General features: G+C 73.0%; 13 protein-coding genes. 8 read left to right on the top strand and 5 right to left on the bottom strand.

Going from position 1 to position 17,427, the window contains the following annotated elements; genetic code table 11:
* Positions 1-195: 195 nt before the first annotated feature.
* Genes ACE4Q9_RS01975 through ACE4Q9_RS01965 form a run of 3 tightly spaced genes read left to right on the top strand, consistent with a single transcriptional unit; the run spans position 196 to position 2,038 of the window.
* Positions 196-1,044 carry a hypothetical protein gene (locus ACE4Q9_RS01975; RefSeq protein ID WP_397982442.1) on the top strand — a complete coding sequence of 283 codons (849 nt, stop codon included), beginning with the start codon at positions 196-198 and terminating at the stop codon, positions 1,042-1,044.
* The gene (locus ACE4Q9_RS01970) at positions 1,041-1,310 is read left to right on the top strand and encodes a BON domain-containing protein (RefSeq protein WP_397982441.1); all 270 of its coding nucleotides are present in this window, start codon (positions 1,041-1,043) and stop codon (positions 1,308-1,310) included. The genes ACE4Q9_RS01975 and ACE4Q9_RS01970 overlap by 4 nt, the downstream gene beginning before the upstream one ends.
* A complete protein-coding gene (locus ACE4Q9_RS01965; protein ID WP_397982440.1) occupies positions 1,307-2,038 on the top strand; it encodes a metallophosphoesterase in 732 nt (243 codons plus the stop codon). Before ACE4Q9_RS01970 ends, ACE4Q9_RS01965 begins: the two co-directional genes overlap by 4 nt.
* Positions 2,039-2,313: 275 nt before the next feature.
* Here ACE4Q9_RS01965 and ACE4Q9_RS01960 read toward each other — a convergent pair whose 3' ends face one another.
* Entirely contained in the window at positions 2,314-3,579 is a 1,266-nt protein-coding gene (locus ACE4Q9_RS01960) for an MFS transporter (protein ID WP_397987090.1), read from the bottom strand.
* A gap of 352 nt (positions 3,580-3,931) precedes the next feature.
* Between ACE4Q9_RS01960 and ACE4Q9_RS01955 the strand changes: the two genes are divergently transcribed.
* The 4 genes from ACE4Q9_RS01955 to ACE4Q9_RS01940 all read left to right on the top strand — a co-directional run bounded on the left by ACE4Q9_RS01955 (position 3,932) and on the right by ACE4Q9_RS01940 (position 10,588).
* Positions 3,932-4,360, top strand: a complete 429-nt coding sequence (locus ACE4Q9_RS01955; protein WP_397982439.1) for a DUF6343 family protein — start codon at positions 3,932-3,934, stop codon at positions 4,358-4,360.
* A gap of 309 nt (positions 4,361-4,669) precedes the next feature.
* Positions 4,670-5,782: an MFS transporter gene (locus tag ACE4Q9_RS01950; protein ID WP_397987089.1), complete on the top strand. Its 1,113-nt coding sequence runs from the start codon at positions 4,670-4,672 to the stop codon at positions 5,780-5,782.
* Between the two features lie 288 nt (positions 5,783-6,070).
* Positions 6,071-6,979, top strand: coding sequence for a hypothetical protein (locus ACE4Q9_RS01945; RefSeq protein WP_397982438.1), 909 nt, complete (start codon positions 6,071-6,073; stop codon positions 6,977-6,979).
* A gap of 234 nt (positions 6,980-7,213) precedes the next feature.
* Positions 7,214-10,588: a pyruvate carboxylase gene (locus ACE4Q9_RS01940; protein WP_397982437.1), complete on the top strand. Its 3,375-nt coding sequence runs from the start codon at positions 7,214-7,216 to the stop codon at positions 10,586-10,588.
* Positions 10,589-10,639: 51 nt separating this feature from the next.
* On the opposite strand, the gene ACE4Q9_RS01935 is transcribed toward ACE4Q9_RS01940, so the two are convergent.
* From ACE4Q9_RS01935 to ACE4Q9_RS01920, 4 genes are all read right to left on the bottom strand, one after another.
* Positions 10,640-11,149: a hypothetical protein gene (locus ACE4Q9_RS01935; RefSeq protein WP_397982436.1), complete on the bottom strand. Its 510-nt coding sequence runs from the start codon at positions 11,147-11,149 to the stop codon at positions 10,640-10,642.
* A 192-nt stretch (positions 11,150-11,341) separates the two neighbouring features.
* Entirely contained in the window at positions 11,342-12,562 is a 1,221-nt protein-coding gene (locus tag ACE4Q9_RS01930; RefSeq protein WP_397982435.1) for a chitinase, read from the bottom strand.
* A 128-nt stretch (positions 12,563-12,690) separates the two neighbouring features.
* Positions 12,691-14,862 carry a TIM-barrel domain-containing protein gene (locus tag ACE4Q9_RS01925; RefSeq protein ID WP_397987088.1) on the bottom strand — a complete coding sequence of 724 codons (2,172 nt, stop codon included), beginning with the start codon at positions 14,860-14,862 and terminating at the stop codon, positions 12,691-12,693.
* 721 nt (positions 14,863-15,583) lie between these two features.
* Complete coding sequence (locus ACE4Q9_RS01920) at positions 15,584-16,000, bottom strand: PaaI family thioesterase (protein WP_397982434.1); 417 nt, start codon at positions 15,998-16,000, stop codon at positions 15,584-15,586.
* Positions 16,001-16,207: 207 nt separating this feature from the next.
* Between ACE4Q9_RS01920 and ACE4Q9_RS01915 the strand changes: the two genes are divergently transcribed.
* On the top strand, positions 16,208-17,305 hold the full coding sequence (locus tag ACE4Q9_RS01915; RefSeq protein ID WP_397982433.1) for a GNAT family N-acetyltransferase: 1,098 nt from the start codon (positions 16,208-16,210) through the stop codon (positions 17,303-17,305).
* Positions 17,306-17,427: the final 122 nt, after the last annotated feature.

Genomic DNA, 17,427 nt, shown 5'->3' with positions numbered 1-17,427 from the left:
CCCCTAGGGGGCTCCCGGAGCCGGGGCATGGGGGATCTCGGGGTGGCGTCCGGGGCGGCCGGCGGCGTGCGCTGCCGCCGTGTCCTGCCGCGCGCCCGGTTCCGCCGCCCCGGTGTCGCCGCCGTCGCGCCGGGTACCCGTACGAGCCCCGGTGCCCGCCCAGGTCGCCGGGGCAGGTGCCGGGAAGGGAGGGCCATGCCGCACAACGGGGAGGAGGCCGCGTCCGCGCGGCGGCAGGACGTACCGGAGGCCGCCGGGCTGCGCCTCGCGACGGACGGGACCCAGCCGCGGGCGTCGGGCGACCGGCCGTACGCCCTGCCGGAACACGGAACGCAGCCGCAGCAGGAAGGCCGGCCGGAGCCTGGCCCGGGGCCGCGGTCACCTGTCCCGGCGGAATCCGAGGGGACGACGCAAGCACCACCGGCATGCGAGCCGCAGCCGGAAACCCGTACGGCGCCCGAAGCGCCCGCTCTGCCGCACGACCGCAGTCAGGCCATCCTGGAGGCCGCCAAGCGGATCGGGGCCCTGCTCAAGCGAGCCGGCCACCCCTTCGCGCTGGCCGGGAGCGTCGCCGTGTACGCGCACGGCGGCAGCCGCTACCTCCAGCACGACGCCGACTTCTGCGTGCTCCCGGACGACGCCGATGCCGTGGCCGCCACCCTGCGCGAGGCCGGGCTGGAGGTCCGCACCCCGCCCGAGGACTGGCTGCTGAAGACCACCTGCCACGGCCAGAACGTCGACATCATCTTCGCGCTGGCCCACGAGCCCGTCACCAAGGCCAGGCTCGACCGGGCGCACGTCCTGCCCGTCGACTCGGTGCTGATGCCGGTGCTCTGCCCGACCGACCTCATCCGCAGCCTGATCAGCGCGTTCTCCGAGCACTACTGCGACTTCGGGGCCGTGCTGCCGGTCGCCCGTGCCGTGCGCGAGAAGGTCGACTGGGACGTGGTCCGCGACTCCTGCGGCGACCAGCCGATGCCGGCCGCCTTCCTCTTCCTCCTCGAACGCCTGAACGTGATCGAACCCCGTGAGGACCGGCCATGACCGACGCCCCGAACTCACCGGACACCCAGTTGGACTACCGCGTCGCCCACCTCGCCGAACGCCTGGCCTCGGGACGGCTCGGCGAACTCGGCGTACGCCTGGAACTGCGCGGCGACACCGTCCTGCTCACCGGCACCGTCCCGTCCGCCGAGTGCCGGGACGAGATCCTGGCCACGGCCCGCGAGGAGCTGGCGCACCACCCCGTCCACAGTGACCTGCTCGTCGCCGGCACCTCCTCGCCCGACCACGGAGAGGACCTCACATGATCCGCGTCGCGGCCGTCGGGGACATCCACATGGGCGCCGACAGCCAGGGCACACTCCGCCCCTCCTTCGAGACGCTGCCCGAGTGCGCCGACGTCCTGCTGCTCGCCGGCGACCTGACCCGGCACGGCACCCCCGAGGAGGCCGCGGTCGTCGCCCGCGAGATCGAGGACCTCGGGGTGCCCGTCGTCGCCGTCCTCGGCAACCACGACCACCACGACGAGCACCCCGAGGAGGTCACCGCGATCCTCCGGGACGCGGGCGCGCACGTCCTGGAGGGCCAAGCCGCCGTCGTCACCGCGGGGGACGCGCGCATCGGGGTCGCCGGGACCAAGGGGTTCGGCGGCGGCTTCGTCGGACGCTGCGCGGGCGAGTTCGGCGAGCCGCTGATGAAGGAGTTCGTCCGCTACACCCGCCGCTGCGCCGACGCGCTGCACGCCGCGCTGAAGGGCCTGGAGCAGTGGAGCCCGGACGTGCGGATCGCCCTCACGCATTTCTCGCCGGTGCCCGACACCCTCGCGGGGGAGCCGCCGGAGATCTATCCGTTCCTCGGCAGCTATCTGCTCGCGGAGGCCATCGACACGGCGGGCGCCGACCTCGCCGTCCACGGCCACGCCCACGCCGGCACCGAACACGGCATGACCAGCGGCGGTGTCCGCGTCCGCAACGTAGCCCAGCCGGTGATCGGCCAGGCCTTCCACGTGTACCACCTGCCAGGCCACCCGGAGTGACATCGGCACCGCCGACCCGGAGCGAGGTCGGCACCGGCCACCCGGAACGAGGTCAGAAATGGCCCCCCGCGGCGTGGAGGCAGCGGCTATCCGGGGTGAAGCTGGCGCCTGCCGTTCGGGGTGGAGGCAGCGGTCATCCGGGGTGTGGCTGGCGCCTGCCGTTCGGCGTGGAGGCAGCGGTCATCCGGAGTGTGGCTGGCGCCTGCCGTTCGGCGTGGAGCTAGCGGTCATCCGGCGCAGGACCGGTACCGGCCGCTCCGGCACCCGTCCGCGGATCAGGCCGCCGTACCCAGCGCCACCCGCTGCGGTACGTCCCCGTCCGGCGCCGGCACCGCCGCCACCGGCAGCAGACCGCCCCGGCGGCGCAGCAGCAGGCCCGCGGCCACCGACCCGGCGATCAGCAGACCGCCCGTGACCAGGGCGCCGCGCGCGCCCGCCGTCTGCATGAGCAGGCCCAGCAGCGGCGGGCCGCCGAGGCCCCACACGGTGCCGATGGTGCTCCACACCCCGAGCACCCGGCCCCGCAGATGCGCGGGCGGATCGGTCTGGAGCACGGCCGTGCCCGCGGTGTCCGAGACGGACTCCACGACGGCCATCGGCAGCACCAGCACCAGCAGCACGGCGAGCGACGGCGACAGCCCGGCCACCACCTGGAGCAGCCCGCCCGCCGCCGCGAGCAGCCCTACCGTGCGCACCGAGGGGCTGCGCAGCCGGGCGCCGAGCACCGCGCCCAGGATGCCGCCGACCGCCAGCACCGTGGAGACGGTGCCGAACGACCCGGCGCCCCCCGCCAGCGGCCCGGTGACCAGGACGGCGAGGGTGAGGCCGTAGTTGCGGCCGAAGACGGAGCTGATCGCGGTGATCCCGGCCAGCGCCATCAGGCGGGGCCGCCGCACGAAGTACGCGAGGCCCTCACGGGCGCTCGTCCGCACCGGCTCGGGCTCGCGGCGCACCTCGGCCACGGGCCGCTCGGTGGCCGCGCGCAGGGGCCGCAGAAACGGCACCACCGACGCAACGAACAGGAAGGACAGCCCATTGGCCGCGTACGCGGCGCCGGTGCCGAGGAGGGCGACCGTCACACCGGCCAGCGCCGTGCCCGCGAGCCGCCCCGCGCTGTGCACGAGGGCGCCGACACCGATCGCGGACGGCACGTCCTCCATGGGCACGAGGTCGTTGCCGAGCAGCGCGCAGGCCGGGCCGTCCACGGTGGCGATCACACCGGTCACGGCGGCCAGCACCAGCAGCGACGTCATGTCGATCCGGTCCAGGGCCACCAGCAGCGCCATGGTGAAGGCCACCGCGCCCAGCAGCGCCTGGCTGACCGCGACCGTCAGCTTCCGGGGCCAGCGGTCCACGGCCGCGCCGCCCAGCAGGCTCACGAACAGCGCGGGCGCCGCCTGCACGGACATCGACAGACCGGTCGCCGCCGCGGAGCCCGTGATGTGCAGCACCAGCAGGTTCTGCACGGTGAGCTGCATCCAGGTGCCGGCGTTGGAGACGAGGTTGGCGACCGACCAACAGCGCATACCGCGGTGCCGCAGCGAGCGCCACGGCGCACGCGAGACGGGTGCGGCCACGTCAGGGGAAAAGGACACGGAGGGGTACTCGACAAGGGTGGGGAGCAGTGACCGACGGTGCCCGCGAGCCGGCTGCGCTGCACGGCCGGGCTACCCGGTCAGGGCGTTGGCAATCGTGACAGACGGCGGGGGAGGGGCGCCTGCCAAGACCCCTGCCGGGCAGGTCGAACGACGCTCAAAACGGTGTACGGGTACGGCAGTTGGACCGGCGCGTGGGGTTGCTCACAGACCCCGCCGGGAGCCGGTTTGCGGGCGCCGCGCCGGGCTACGCGGACGGGGATCCCGTAAGGGCCGTCACGGGCGCGAGGAGGCCGTCATGGCTGATGACCGGAACGGACGGACGCCACCACCGGCGCGCCGCGCACACCCCGCCCCCGCGCGCACTCCAGCGCACGATCCCGCACACGCCCCCACCGGCACCGGACCCGCTAACACGGGAGCCACCGGCACCGGACCCGCCGGCACCGAACCGGCCACCGCCCGCAGCGCCCTGCGCCTGCGCCTGATCCTCTCCGCCCTCTTCCTTCCCGTCTTCACCGCCGCCACCGTGGGCTTCGCCCTCTGGTCCGCCCACCAGGGTCCCGGCGACAGTCCCGGCAGCGGTCCGCTGACCGTCCTCGCGGTGGTGTGCGGGGTCCTCGCCCTGGCCGCGGCTCTGGACCTGGTCCGGGTGACGGGCCGCCGGCGGCGCGAGCGCGGCACGGCCGACGACGCCCTCGACCGGCCCGAGGACGCCATCGGCTGACCCGGGGGCGCCGCTTGGCGCGGCTTTGCCGGACACAGGGCGTGAATATGCCATACGCACGCTACTGAATCCCGGATTCCGAGGGCAGTCTGCTCACGTACCGCCTGCCCCGCCGTGTCACGAGGTCCGGAAGCCTCCCCGCGCACGGCGGGGCCGGTGTCCGTCCGGGCCGTAAACGCGTTGCGCCGCACCCCGTGCCCCCGGTGAGCTGGGGCCATGGACACCACGGCGGACGGCATCGAGCGGGCGGCACGGGCCGGGACCGGACGAACGGCCCCTTGGCGCGGCCCGGCCGTGCTCGGCGCCCTGATGCTGGCCGCCTTCACCTTCAACACGACGGAGAGCCTGCCGGTCGGCCTGCTGGACGCGATCTCCCGGAGCCTGCGGGTGTCCCCCTCCGAGGTCGGTCTCCTGGTCACCGGCTACGGCGTGACCGTCGCCCTGGCGTCCGTGCCGCTCGCCCACGGCACGCGCGCGATGCCCCGGCGCCATGTGCTCACCGCTCTGCTGGCCGCGCTCGTCATCTCCAGCCTGCTCGCCGCGTCCGCCCGCTCCTACGGCCTCCTGCTCGCGGCCCGGCTGCTGGCCGCGCTCGCCCAGGCGCTGTTCTGGGCGGTGCTGGGACCGGTCGCGGTGGGCCTGTTCGCGCCGGAGGTGCGCGGGCGGGTGATCGGGGCGCTGTCCGTCGCCGGTTCGCTCGCCCTCGTACTCGGCGCGCCCGCCGGTACCTGGCTGGGCGGGCGCACCGACTGGCGGGTGCCCACGGGCGCGCTCGCCGCCCTGGGCCTCGTCTCGCTGGCGACGATCGCGGCGCTGCTCCCCACCTCGCCCCCCGAGGCCGGGTCCGCCGCCTACGGCACCGCCCCCGACAGCCGCCGCTTCGCGACCGTGCTCGCGGCCGGCGCCCTGTCCGCCACCGGGGCGTTCACGGGATACACGTACATCGTGCGGTTCCTCGGCACCGTCAGCGGGTTCTCGCCGGGCGCCGTCGACCTGCTTCTCGTGGTGTTCGGCACCGCGTGCCTGGCCGGAGTGGGGATCACCGGAGCGCTGCTGGACCGCTTCCCGCGCGCCGCGCTGACCTGTGCCGTGGCCGTCCAAGCGGTCGGCATGCTCGGGCTGTACGCGACCGGCGCGCACCCGGTTGCGGCGGTGGTGTTCCTCGCCCTGACGGGCGGCGCGCTCGGGCCGGTGTTCATGGCCGCCCAGCACGAGACGCTGATCTGCGCCCCCGGCCGTACGGACCTCGCCCTCGCGGCCGGTTCGGGCGCCTACAACGCCGGGATCGCGGCGGGCGCCGCCCTCGGCGCGCTGCTCCTGCCGCTCGTGGCCGTGCGCGGCACCTTCCTCGCCGGCGGCCTGCTGACCGCCGGAGCCTGCGCCGTGCTGCTCGGCCGGGGCCGGAGTATCCGACTCGGATGACGCGTCCGGAGGGGTGGAGGTTGCCTTCCCGTCCCAGTTTTCCGTTCCGTCCGCCTGTGGGGCTTCCCACCCGTTAAAGATCTTGACGACCGTCGCGCGGGTCGCTGAACTGTCCCCTTGGGCCGCGCGACCACACGGCCCGGAGAACACCGACGGCAGTCACCCGGTGATTGCCGGAGACGAGCGGGTAGGGGAAAGCCTCGTACGGTCGACCACCGGACGCGGGCCGAAGGGGGCGATGTGCATGACAGGTGCGTCGAAGGTGAAGGCGACGGGCTGTCCCGTCTCATGACCGCGGAAAGACGTCTCGACCGGCTCCGCCCGGCAGCGGCCCGACTCGCCCGCTTCACCGGGCGCACCCTGCGCGGCGAATGGCAGGCCATCGTCGTCGACCCGGTACGGCAACTCGCCCGGCGCGGGCTGTCCGGGCTGCTGCTGGCCTTCGTCGCCGCGTTCGGCGTCATCTTCTTCCACGACATCGCCCAGCACCCCACCGGCGCCCTCTGGGTCACCCGGCTCGGCGGCGTCAAGGCCGACCTGCCGCTGTGGCTGTCCCTGCTGCGCACCCCCGTGTCGCTGTACGTCCCGGCGCTCGACCTGCCGGTCTGGGCCGGCATCACCCAGCTGTTCCTGGCCTTCGCGCTCGCCGAACTCACCCTCGGCCGCTCCCGCACCCTCGCGATCGCCTATGCCACCACGCTGGCCGGGACCCTCGTCGCCCGGCTGATGATCGGGATCGGCCCCGGCTGGTGGGGCCTCGGTCTGCCGGCCGAATGCGGGCACGTCCTGGACACCGGGCCCTCGGCGGCGGTCGTCGGCCTGTTCACCTACCTCTCGGTCGTCCGGCGCGCCCCGGTGGTGTTCACCCTGACCGGCGGCTCGATGGTGTGGGAGTCGATCGCCGTGCCCAACCTCGCCGGGCGCGAACACCTGATCGCGGTGGGCTCGGCCATCGTCCTCGGCCTCCTGCACGGCCGCCGCGAACGACTGCGCACCCGCACCCGCACCCCTCGACCATCCCCTGCGGCCCCTGCGGCCCCTGCGGCCCCTGCGGCCCCTGCGGCCCCTGCGGCCCCTGCGGCCCCTACGATCCTCCCCGTGCCCGCCGCCGTCCCCGCCCCCGCGTCCCCCCACCCCGCACCCGCCCCCGCCGGCGGCCGGGCCCCCACCACCGCGATGACGTCCCTCGAACGCTGACCGAGCCACGGCCTAAGCCACCGCACACCGACCACGCCCGGACCGAACCCGCCCCGACCCGCCCCGCGCACCTGTGGCGCCGCCCACACCCTCGGTGTGATGGTTTTCGCATACGGCCGCGTTCGGCCAGCCCCTAGGGTTGCGCGGGAAACGGCAGGGCAGGGCGTGTCCTGACCACCATGGTCTCGGTCACCATGACGTTCGTCGCCGCCAGGCAGCTGAAGGGATTCCAGGATGTTCCGTAAGGTGCTGGTCGCCAACCGCGGAGAGATCGCGATCCGCGCGTTCCGGGCGGGCTACGAACTCGGCGCGCGCACCGTCGCCGTGTTCCCGCACGAGGACCGCAACTCGCTGCACCGGCTCAAGGCCGACGAGGCCTACGAGATCGGCGAGCCGGGCCACCCGGTGCGCGCCTACCTCTCCGTCGAGGAGATCGTGTCCGCCGCCCGCCGGGCCGGGGCGGACGCCGTCTATCCCGGCTACGGCTTCCTGTCCGAGAACCCGGAGCTGGCCCGCGCCTGCGAGGAGGCGGGCATCACCTTCGTCGGCCCCGGCACGGCCACGCTGGAGCTGACCGGCAACAAGGCGCGCGCGGTCGCCGCCGCCCGCGCGGCCGGCGTACCGGTGCTCGGCTCCTCCCAGCCCTCCACCGACGTGGACGAACTGGTGCGCGCCGCCGGGGAGATCGGCTTCCCCGTGTTCGTGAAGGCGGTCGCGGGCGGCGGCGGGCGCGGCATGCGCCGGGTCGAGGACCCCACGCAGCTGCGCGAGTCCATCGAGGCCGCCTCCCGCGAGGCCGCCTCCGCCTTCGGCGACCCGACCGTCTTCCTGGAGAAGGCCGTCGTCGACCCGCGCCACATCGAGGTGCAGATCCTCGCCGACGGCGAGGGCAACGTCATCCACCTCTTCGAGCGGGACTGCTCGCTCCAGCGCCGCCACCAGAAGGTCATCGAGCTGGCGCCCGCCCCCAACCTCGACCCCGCGCTGCGCGAGCGGATCTGCGCCGACGCCGTGCGCTTCGCCCGCGAGATCGGCTACCGCAACGCGGGCACCGTGGAGTTCCTGCTCGACCGGGACGGCAACCACGTCTTCATCGAGATGAACCCGCGCATCCAGGTCGAGCACACCGTCACCGAGGAGGTCACGGACGTCGACCTGGTCCAGGCGCAGCTGCGGATCGCCGCCGGCGAGACCCTCGCCGACCTCGGTCTCGCCCAGGAGACCATCACCCTGCACGGGGCCGCGCTCCAGTGCCGTATCACCACCGAGGACCCCGCCAACGGCTTCCGCCCGGACACCGGCACGATCAGTGCCTACCGTTCGCCCGGCGGCTCCGGCATCCGGCTCGACGGCGGAACCACCCACGCCGGTACGGAGATCAGCGCCCACTTCGACTCGATGCTGGTCAAACTCACCTGCCGGGGGCGGGACTTCAAGGCCGCCATCGGCCGCGCCCGGCGCGCCGTCGCCGAGTTCCGCATCCGCGGCGTGGCCACCAACATCCCCTTCCTCCAGGCCGTCCTCGACGACCCGGACTTCCAGGCCGGGCGGATCACCACCTCGTTCATCGAGGAGCGCCCGCACCTGCTCACCGCCCGCTCCTCCGCGGACCGCGGCACCAAGCTGCTCACCTACCTCGCCGATGTCACGGTGAACAAGCCGCACGGCGAACGCCCCGAACTGTTCGACCCGTTGACCAAGCTGCCCGCGCTGCCGGCCGGTGAACCGCCCGCCGGATCGCGCCAACTCCTCGTGGATCTCGGTCCCGAGGGCTTCGCCCGCCGGCTGCGTGAATCGCCGACGATCGGCGTCACCGACACCACCTTCCGCGACGCCCACCAGTCGCTGCTCGCCACCCGCGTGCGCACCAAGGACCTGCTGGCCGTCGCCCCGGTCGTCGCCCGTACCCTGCCCCAGCTGCTGTCCCTGGAGTGCTGGGGCGGCGCCACCTACGACGTCGCGCTGCGCTTCCTCGCCGAGGACCCCTGGGAGCGGCTGGCCGCCCTGCGCGAGGCGGTGCCCAACATCTGCCTCCAGATGCTGCTGCGCGGCCGCAACACCGTCGGCTACACCCCGTACCCGACCGAGGTCACCGACGCCTTCGTCCAGGAGGCCGCCGCCACCGGCATCGACATCTTCCGCGTCTTCGACGCCCTCAACGACGTCGGCCAGATGCGCCCCGCCATCGAGGCCGTGCGCGAGACCGGCACCGCCATCGCCGAGGTCGCCCTCTGCTACACCGGGGACCTGAGCGACCCCGGCGAGCGGCTCTACACCCTCGACTACTACCTGCGGCTCGCCGAGCAGATCGTCGACGCGGGCGCCCATGTCCTCGCCATCAAGGACATGGCCGGACTGCTGCGCGCCCCGGCCGCCGCCACCCTGGTCTCCGCGCTGCGCCGCGAGTTCGACCTGCCCGTGCATCTGCACACCCACGACACCGCGGGCGGCCAGCTCGCCACCTACCTCGCCGCGATCCAGGCGGGCGCGGACGCGGTGGACGGCGCGGTCGCCTCCATGGCCGGGACGACCTCGCAGCCGTCCCTGTCCGCGATCGTGGCCGCCACCGACCACTCCGAGCGGCCCACCGGCCTCGACCTCCAGGCGGTCGGCGACCTGGAGCCGTACTGGGAGGGCGTGCGCCGGATCTACGCGCCGTTCGAGGCGGGTCTCGCCGCGCCGACCGGGCGGGTCTATCACCACGAGATCCCCGGCGGGCAGCTGTCCAACCTGCGCACCCAGGCCGTCGCGCTCGGCCTCGGCGACCGCTTCGAGGACATCGAGGCCATGTACGCCGCCGCCGACCGCATCCTGGGCCGACTGGTCAAGGTCACCCCGTCCTCCAAGGTAGTCGGCGACCTCGCCCTGCACCTGGTGGGCGCCGGGGTCTCTCCCGCGGACTTCGAACAGACCCCCGACCGGTTCGACATCCCCGACTCGGTGATCGGCTTCCTGCGCGGGGAGCTGGGCACTCCGCCCGGCGGCTGGCCGGAGCCGTTCCGCACCAAGGCGCTCAAGGGCCGCGCCGCGGCCAAGCCGGTGCCCGAACTGTCCGCGGAGGACCGGGAGGGGCTGGCCAAGGACCGCAGGGCGACCCTCAACCGGCTGCTGTTCCCGGCCCCCACCAGGGAGTTCGACACCCACCGGCAGGCGTACGGCGACACGAGCGTCCTGGACAGCAAGGCGTTCTTCTACGGGCTGCGGCCGGGCAAGGAGTACGCCGTCGACCTGGAGCCCGGCGTGCGGCTGCTGATCGAGCTCCAGGCGATCGGCGAGGCCGACGAGCGCGGTATGCGCACGGTGATGTCCTCGCTCAACGGCCAGCTGCGGCCCATCCAGGTACGCGACCGGGCGGCGGCCTCGGACGTGCCGGTGACGGAGAAGGCCGACCGGGCGAATCCCGGCCAGGTGGCCGCGCCGTTCGCCGGTGTGGTGACGCTCTCGGTGGCCGAGGGCGACGAGGTCGAGGCCGGTGTCACCGTCGCCACCATCGAGGCGATGAAGATGGAGGCCGCGATCACGGCCCCGAAGGCGGGCCGGGTGTCCCGGCTGGCCATCAACCGGATCCAGCAGGTGGAGGGCGGCGACCTGCTGGTCGAGATCGCCTGAGCGCGCGGGGAAGCGGCCGGGTCCTCGCCGGACCCGGCCGCTGGTGCGCTGTCAGCCTTGCGGTGACGAGGGGCCGTCCCAGAGCGGGTACGACATCACGCGCTGGAAGCCCTCCGGCCGCGCGCCGGTGTAGGTCAGGGTCAGCTGGGTGAAGCGGTCGAAGGAGGGGTGCTTCTTCCACTGCGTGTCACCGCTCAGCCGGATGACCACCGGGTAGGGGTGGAAGGTGCCGGCCGCGCAGTACGGCTTGCAGTCGTTCACCCAGTTCGTGCCGGTGCCCGTGGCGCCGCCGGTGCCCCAGCTCGACCACTGGAGCCCCTTGAGGCGGCTGTTACCGTCGCCGCAGGCAAGGATGAAGTCCGTGGGGCGCACATTGCGGTGCGCGAAGCAGTCCACCAGCACCCTGTCCCCGCGCGAGCCCCGCGCCGTCGCGGCCGGTGACGTGGTCGCCGTCGGTGACGCGGTCGTGGTCGGCGGGCTGGCCGAAGCCGTCGTCATCCCCGCCGTCAGCAGTGCCGCCGCCGCCAGGGTCACCGCCGTTCCCGCCACTGTTCCGCGCATGGCCGCTCCCACCGTTCGTGCCGTGTCCGAGCAGATGCCATCGACGCTACGGCCACCTGGCGTATTCCACCAGTCGCGCAGGTGACGCCGCGTGTCACCCGGACGGACCGGTTCCGCCTCGGACGTGCGGCCGGGGACGCGCCCGGCGGGGGTGTCCCACCGCGCGCGTCCCCGGCCACCGGGCGCGCCGGTTCAGCAGGTGCCCTCGTCCTGCCAGGGTCCCCAGGTGGAGGCGCCGGGCACCTCGTTCTGGGTCCACCACTTGGCCTTCCAGTTGTGCTGCTGGTACGACACCTCGGACCCGCCCGTGTACGCGGTGGACGAGTTCCACGCGGGCTTGCACGAGGTCGGCGTCGGGGTCGGGGTGGGCGTGGGGGTCGGCGTGCCGGTCGGCGGGGTGACGCCCGCGAACTTCACCGAGTACTTCGCGAAGTCCCAGTCGCTCTGGGCGACGCTGGAACAAGTCCCGGACGTACGGCCCCCGTTGTCCGGCGGGCTGCACTGCCGGTCGCGGTTGATCGACCAGAAGGTGAAGCGGTCCATGTGGTGGCTGGTCGCGTAGTCCAGCACCGTCTGGAAGTCGCTCTGGGTGAAGATCTCTCCGGTGTCGCTGCGGCCGTTCATGCCGGAGAAGCCCTCGTGGGCGTAGGCGGTTGCCTCGTCCCAGCCGAAGGTGGACTGGAGGATCGCGTTGAAGTTGGTCAGCGCGCTGGTCTGGCTCGCCGCTCCGTTGAAGCCGCCGTCGAACGGCATGATGGAGAAGTTGTTCGGGGTGAACCCCTGCGACTTCGCCTCCAGCAGCATCTGCTTGCCGAACCAGCCGGTGCCGTCCGCCGTGCCGGCCGTCGTCACGGACACGTACAGGCCCGGATTGTTCTGCTGGAGGATCTTCGCGGCGCCGATCTCGTTCTTGATCGCGGCGGTGTTCTCGTACTCCGGCTCCTCCAGGTCGAAGTCGATGGCGTGCAGGCCGTACTTGGTGATCACCTGCTGGTACGCCGCTGCCGTGGACGCCGGGTCCGCGCAGGCCTGGCCGAGCTTGGTGCCGCCGTAGCCGCCGATGGAGACGGACACGTCGCCGCCCTTGGCGCGGATCGTGTCGATCATCGACTTCACGGCGGTGTCCGAGGAGACCGGTGCGGTGCCGCCCCAGGTGGGCGAGCAGCCACCGCCGTTGGGGGCGAGCACGAAGGCCAGCTGGAACGCCTTGAGGCCGGTGGCGTCCATGATGGCGGCCGGGTCCGGCGGGTCGTTGTCCAGCGGCATCAGATAGGGAGCGGCCGCGTACCAGCGGTTGCTCAGGGCGTCCTGGGGAGTGGCGCCCGAGGCGTTGGCCGCGACCAGGGCGGTGGTGCCCGCGGCGGCGAGCACGACGGCGGCCGCCGCGCTCAGACAGGCGTGAAGACGTCTCACTGCGTGCCTCCAGAGGGTGGGGAGAACCCGAGGTGGGGGAGGAGCCCCCACCCTCCGGGAGCTGTTGCGGCCACGTCAATAAGTTGGCCTAGACCAACTTGCTCTTTGGACTAGACCATACGATCCCTTTACCTCCTGTCGACCAATCGCAGACCGAAGCCCCGGTCCAGCGGCAGCCTCGCCGTGGTGACCGTCGTGACATGAGTTGCCGGGTCGAACGACCAGGCTGAGCGCGGAAGTTGACGCCCGTCCAGCAGGACCCGCGCGGGTGCGGAGCCGCCGTGCACGGTGAACCGGTACGTCCGGGCGGCCGGCTTGCCCGCGTAGTCGCCCTTGCTCGCACCGACGGACACGCTCGTCCCGTGCGCGTCCCGGTGCACCGAGACCCGCTGGGTGGCGTGCGCGCCCTTGGCGAAGTCACGGGTCACGCCGTCGTCCTCGTACAGCGTGTAGCCACTGGTGCCGTGGGCCGACGGGTACAGGTCCCAGTCCAGCTCGTGCCGGTCCCGCGTCCCCCAACTCGTGGTGCCCTTGGGCCACATCGGGACGATCGCGCCCTCGCGCACGAACAGCGGGAGCGTGTCCAGCGGGGCGTGGTAGCCGTTGACGGTGGTCGGGCCGTGGTAGGTGTGGCCGGTCCAGTAGTCGGTCCAGGTGCCCTTGGGCAGATAGATGCCGTCGCGGGTGTCGGAGTCCTGGTAGACCGGCGCGACCAGGAAGTCGGGGCCGGACAGGAACTCGTATGTGGCGTCCGGGCCCAGGGTGCCGGGATCGTCCGGGTACTCCAGCCACAGCGGACGCACCGCGCCGACCCCCGTCTTCGCCGCGTCGGCGGAGAGGGTGTACATGTACGGCAGCAGCCGCTCCTTCAGCTGGAGGTAGGTGCGGTTGATGGAGGTGTAGGGCTCGCCGTCCAGCCACGGCTGCTGGTCGGCGGGCTTCTTGGTGGTCAGGTCGGTGGCCCAGCCGTCCATGGTCATGATGGCGGGCAGGAACGCCTTCCACTGGAGGTCGCGGGTGTACATCTTGGCGTCGTGGCGGTAGATGCTGCCCACGTCGCCGGTGTCGTAGGCGATGCCGGACATCGTCGCTCCGGCGTAGGTCGGGATCTGCCAGCGGATGTAGTCCCAGGACAGTTGCTGGTCGCCGCTCCACAGCACCCCGCAGCGCTGGGCGCCCGCCCAGGAGACGGGCAGCCAGACGAAGCCGCGCGCGTCGCTGTTGTCCTCGATGCCCTTCTTCGCCGCGTCGCAGGCGTCCAGGGCGAATCGGTAGCCGTTGCCGACCCAGGCCACGTCCAGCTTTGCCACCCGCTGGCCCGCCTTGACCTGCTCGGCGAGTTTGTCGATGCCGTCCTGCGTCCACAGGCCGAGCTGGGCGTGGTGGTCCTGAAGGCCCTGCGCGGTCTGCTGGAGGTTCTCGTAGCCGCAGCCGTAGCCGTCGTTGACCAGCATCCAGCCCAGCGGCATCTGGTGCTCGGTGTAGCCGTCGGCGACCTTCAGGGCGTCCAGGGTGTGCCGCTCGCCCCGGTTGGCGTTGTGCAGATAGCAGTCGGAGTCGCCGGGCTCCAGTCCGTAGACCGGCGGCATGAACGGCCTGCCCACCAGCTTCGTGTACTTGCCGATGACGTGCTTGGCGTCGCCGAGGAAGTAGTAGGCGTCCAGGCGCCGTTCCTGCTGCCCGGTGGTCACCGGCGCGCCGAAGGTGTACACGCCCGGCGCGAAGGTGTTGCGGAAGACGCCGTAGCCCGCGCTGGAGAGGTAGAAGGGCTGGGAGTTGTTGTAGCCGCCCTCGTTCCAGTCGAAGCTGTTGGACACGTACATCGTCTGCCCGCGGTGCGAGAAGCTGCCGTTCTGCTCCCCGCCGCCGAAGAACTGCTCGTCGGCGCCCCGGTCCAGGCTCTGCCGCATTCCGCCGGTGGACCAGCGCAGCGGCTTGTCCTCCTGCCAGATCCGGGTGCGGTTGTCCGCCTTGTACAACCCGAACCGCAGCGGCTTCTTGTACACGCGCAGCACCGCGCCGGACGCGCGGATGCCGTAGTAGCCGCCCGCGTCGAAGGACGAGGTGTGCCGGTCCGCCGCCGGTTCCGTGCGCACGATCTCGGTGCCCGCCGGATCGCTCAGCGTGCCCGACGGATCGGCCTGGAGCCGGAGTTGACCACCGGTCAGGAAGTCGGCACGCGCCACGAGCTGCCCGGCCCGGATCGTGTAGCTGCCGTCGCCGCCCGAGAAGGACGTCAGATCGCCGGCGTCCTCGGTCGCGGGCAGATAGGCCGTGCCGGTGAACGAGCCGCCGTGCACGTCGTACGGCACCACCACCACGTGGTACGTCCCCGACGCCCGCGGGATCACCGTGGCCTCGGGGTCGGCGGTGCCCGCGCTGGAGGCCACCTGGGTGCCGTGGTCGTCGTACACGTACAGGTCGAAGTCGTCGGTGGGGTGGTCCCACCGGATGTTCAGCGGGACGCCGCCCTCGGGGTTGTCGTCCCAGTAGCCGGCCGGCACCGAGACGGTCAGGTCGAAGCGGTCGCAGACCTTGTCGTCGGGGTCGGCGCCGGCGGTGGGGCAGGTCTCGGGGCCGCCGCCGGTGCCCTTGGGGTAGGCGGGGCTCTGCCAGCTGACACTGCTGTGGGCGGGGTCCAGTACGGCGCCGGTGGCGGCGGCCGCGGCGGGCGCCGGGGCGACCAGCGCGGTGCCCGCCAGGGCGGTCACCAGCCCCAGCGGCACCCAGGCCGGCCACGGCACCCGGTGTCGGAGTCTTCGCACGGCGGAACAGCTCCCCTCGCGTCGGTGCGGAGTACCTGAGCTTGCACGGAAGTGCTTGAAGATGCGTGAAATCAAGCAACTTCACGCACGAAGACTCGAAGGAAGCACAGGTTCATGTCAATACCGCGGGTAGATGCGGGACGCTCCGCGCGGGGCGGGGGCACGCATGGCAAAGGGCCGGACCCCGCCCCCGGCGCGGTCCGGCCCTTCCGGCCGCCGTGTCTCAGCCGGCCTGTCCGTGCAGCACGGTCGTGGCTCAGCCGGCCTGCCCGCGCAGCACGATCTGCGTCTGCGTGGTCTGCCCGACGAGCTGGTCCCGGTCGTCGCGCAGCTCCGTCTGCACCACGATGAGCGTGCCGCCGACGTGCAGCGGCCGGGCCGTGGCGTGCACGCGGCCCGAGGTGAGGGCCCGCAGGAAGTTGGTCTTGGACTCGACCGTGGAGGTGCCCGACGCCCCCTTGGGCAGGTTGAGATACGCGGACACCGCGCCCACGCTGTCCGCAAGCGCCATCAGCGCCCCGCCGTGCAGCGCGCCACCGGCCGTGCACAGCCGGGGCGACCAGGCGAGCGAGCCCATGGCGCGCTCGGCGGTGGCCTCCCGCAGCTCGATGCCGAGACCGGCCGCGAACGGCATCGCGGCCAGCAGCTCGGCGGGCTCGGAATGGGACGTCATGACGTACCGCCTCTCCTTTGGGCCAGGATGATCGGGAGTCTGCCAGCCGGCGCCATCCCCTGTCGCGGAACGGGGAGTTCGCGGGGAGCGGCCGCCCCGCGCCGCCTGCGCCCCCTTGACAGGGTCCGTCTGTTTCGCCAGTTTTGAGCAGCGGCGCACGGCGGGGGACCGGGCGCCCGTCGCGCGGCGGGAAGGCGGGGGAGCCGAGTGGAGATCACCGTCCACGCGTCCGGCGAGCTGACAGCCAGTCAGCTACAGGCCTGGCACGAGGCGATGGACGCGTCGCCCGCGTTCGCCAACCCCTTCCTCGCCCCGGAGTTCGCCCTCGCGGTCGGCCGGCACCGGGGCGGGGTCCGGGTGGCGGTGCTGCGGGAGGACGGCCGGGACGTCGGCTTCCTGCCGTACGAGCGGGGGCCGTTCGGCACGGGCCGGGCGATCGGGCTCGGCCTGTCCGACTGCCAGGCCCTGGTGCACCGGCCCGGAGTCACCTGGGACACCGGGGAGTTGCTGCGCGCCTGCGAGCTGAGCAGCTTCGCGTTCGACCATCTCGCGGCCGGACAGCGGCCGTTCGAGCCGTACGTCACCGCCACCTTCGCCTCCCCCGTCATCGACGTGCGGCCCGGCGACGGCGACTACGCCGGCTGGCTGCGCGGCGCCTACCCCGGACAGGCGAAGACGACCCTGAAGAAGGAGCGCCGACTCGGCCGGGACGCCGGCGAGGTGCGCTTCGTGTTCGACGAGCGTGACCCCGAGGCGCTGCGCACCCTCATGCGCTGGAAGTCCGCCCAGTACCGCAGGACCGGCCGCATGGACCGCTTTTCCCGGCCCTGGATCGTCGCCCTGGTCGAGGACATGTTCCGCATGCGGGACCCGCACTGCACCGGGGTGCTGTCGGTGCTCTACGCGGGCGACCGCCCGGTCGCCGCCCATTTCGGACCCCGGTCGAGCACCGTACTGGCCGCCTGGTTCACCGCGTACGACCCTGCACTGCACCGCTACTCACCGGGGCTGATGATGCATCTGCGGACCGCCGAGGCCGCTGCCCGGCACGGGGTGGGCCTGGTGGACCTCGGGCGCGGCGACAAGGAGTACAAGGACTGGCTGAAGACCCGCGAACTGCGGGTCGGGGAGGGGCTCCTGGTCCGGCCGCACCCGGTGGCCCTCGCCCACCGCCTGTGGCGCGGGCCCGCGCGCGGCCTGCGCAACACCGTGCTGGCCCACCCCCGGCTGCGCGAACCCGCCGACCGCCTGCTGCGGACGGTGGGCTCGCTGCGCACCCGCGTGCAGGGCGCCGCCCGCCTCTGACGGCGGCACGGCGGGCAGCAGGACTATTACTGGCACGTACGCGTCAAAAGTTCGCCAAGTGGCGGAGCGCCGCCCGCCCGTGTGATCGGGTCTCCTGCGTCGGCGGAGTCGAATGCCTGTTC

It is taken from the genome of Streptomyces sp. AM6-12 (genome assembly GCF_044327085.1).
Classification (GTDB): Bacteria; Actinomycetota; Actinomycetes; order Streptomycetales; family Streptomycetaceae; genus Streptomyces.
Note: the sequence above shows the minus strand (reverse complement) of the source record. Positions and strands in the feature narration are given on the sequence as shown.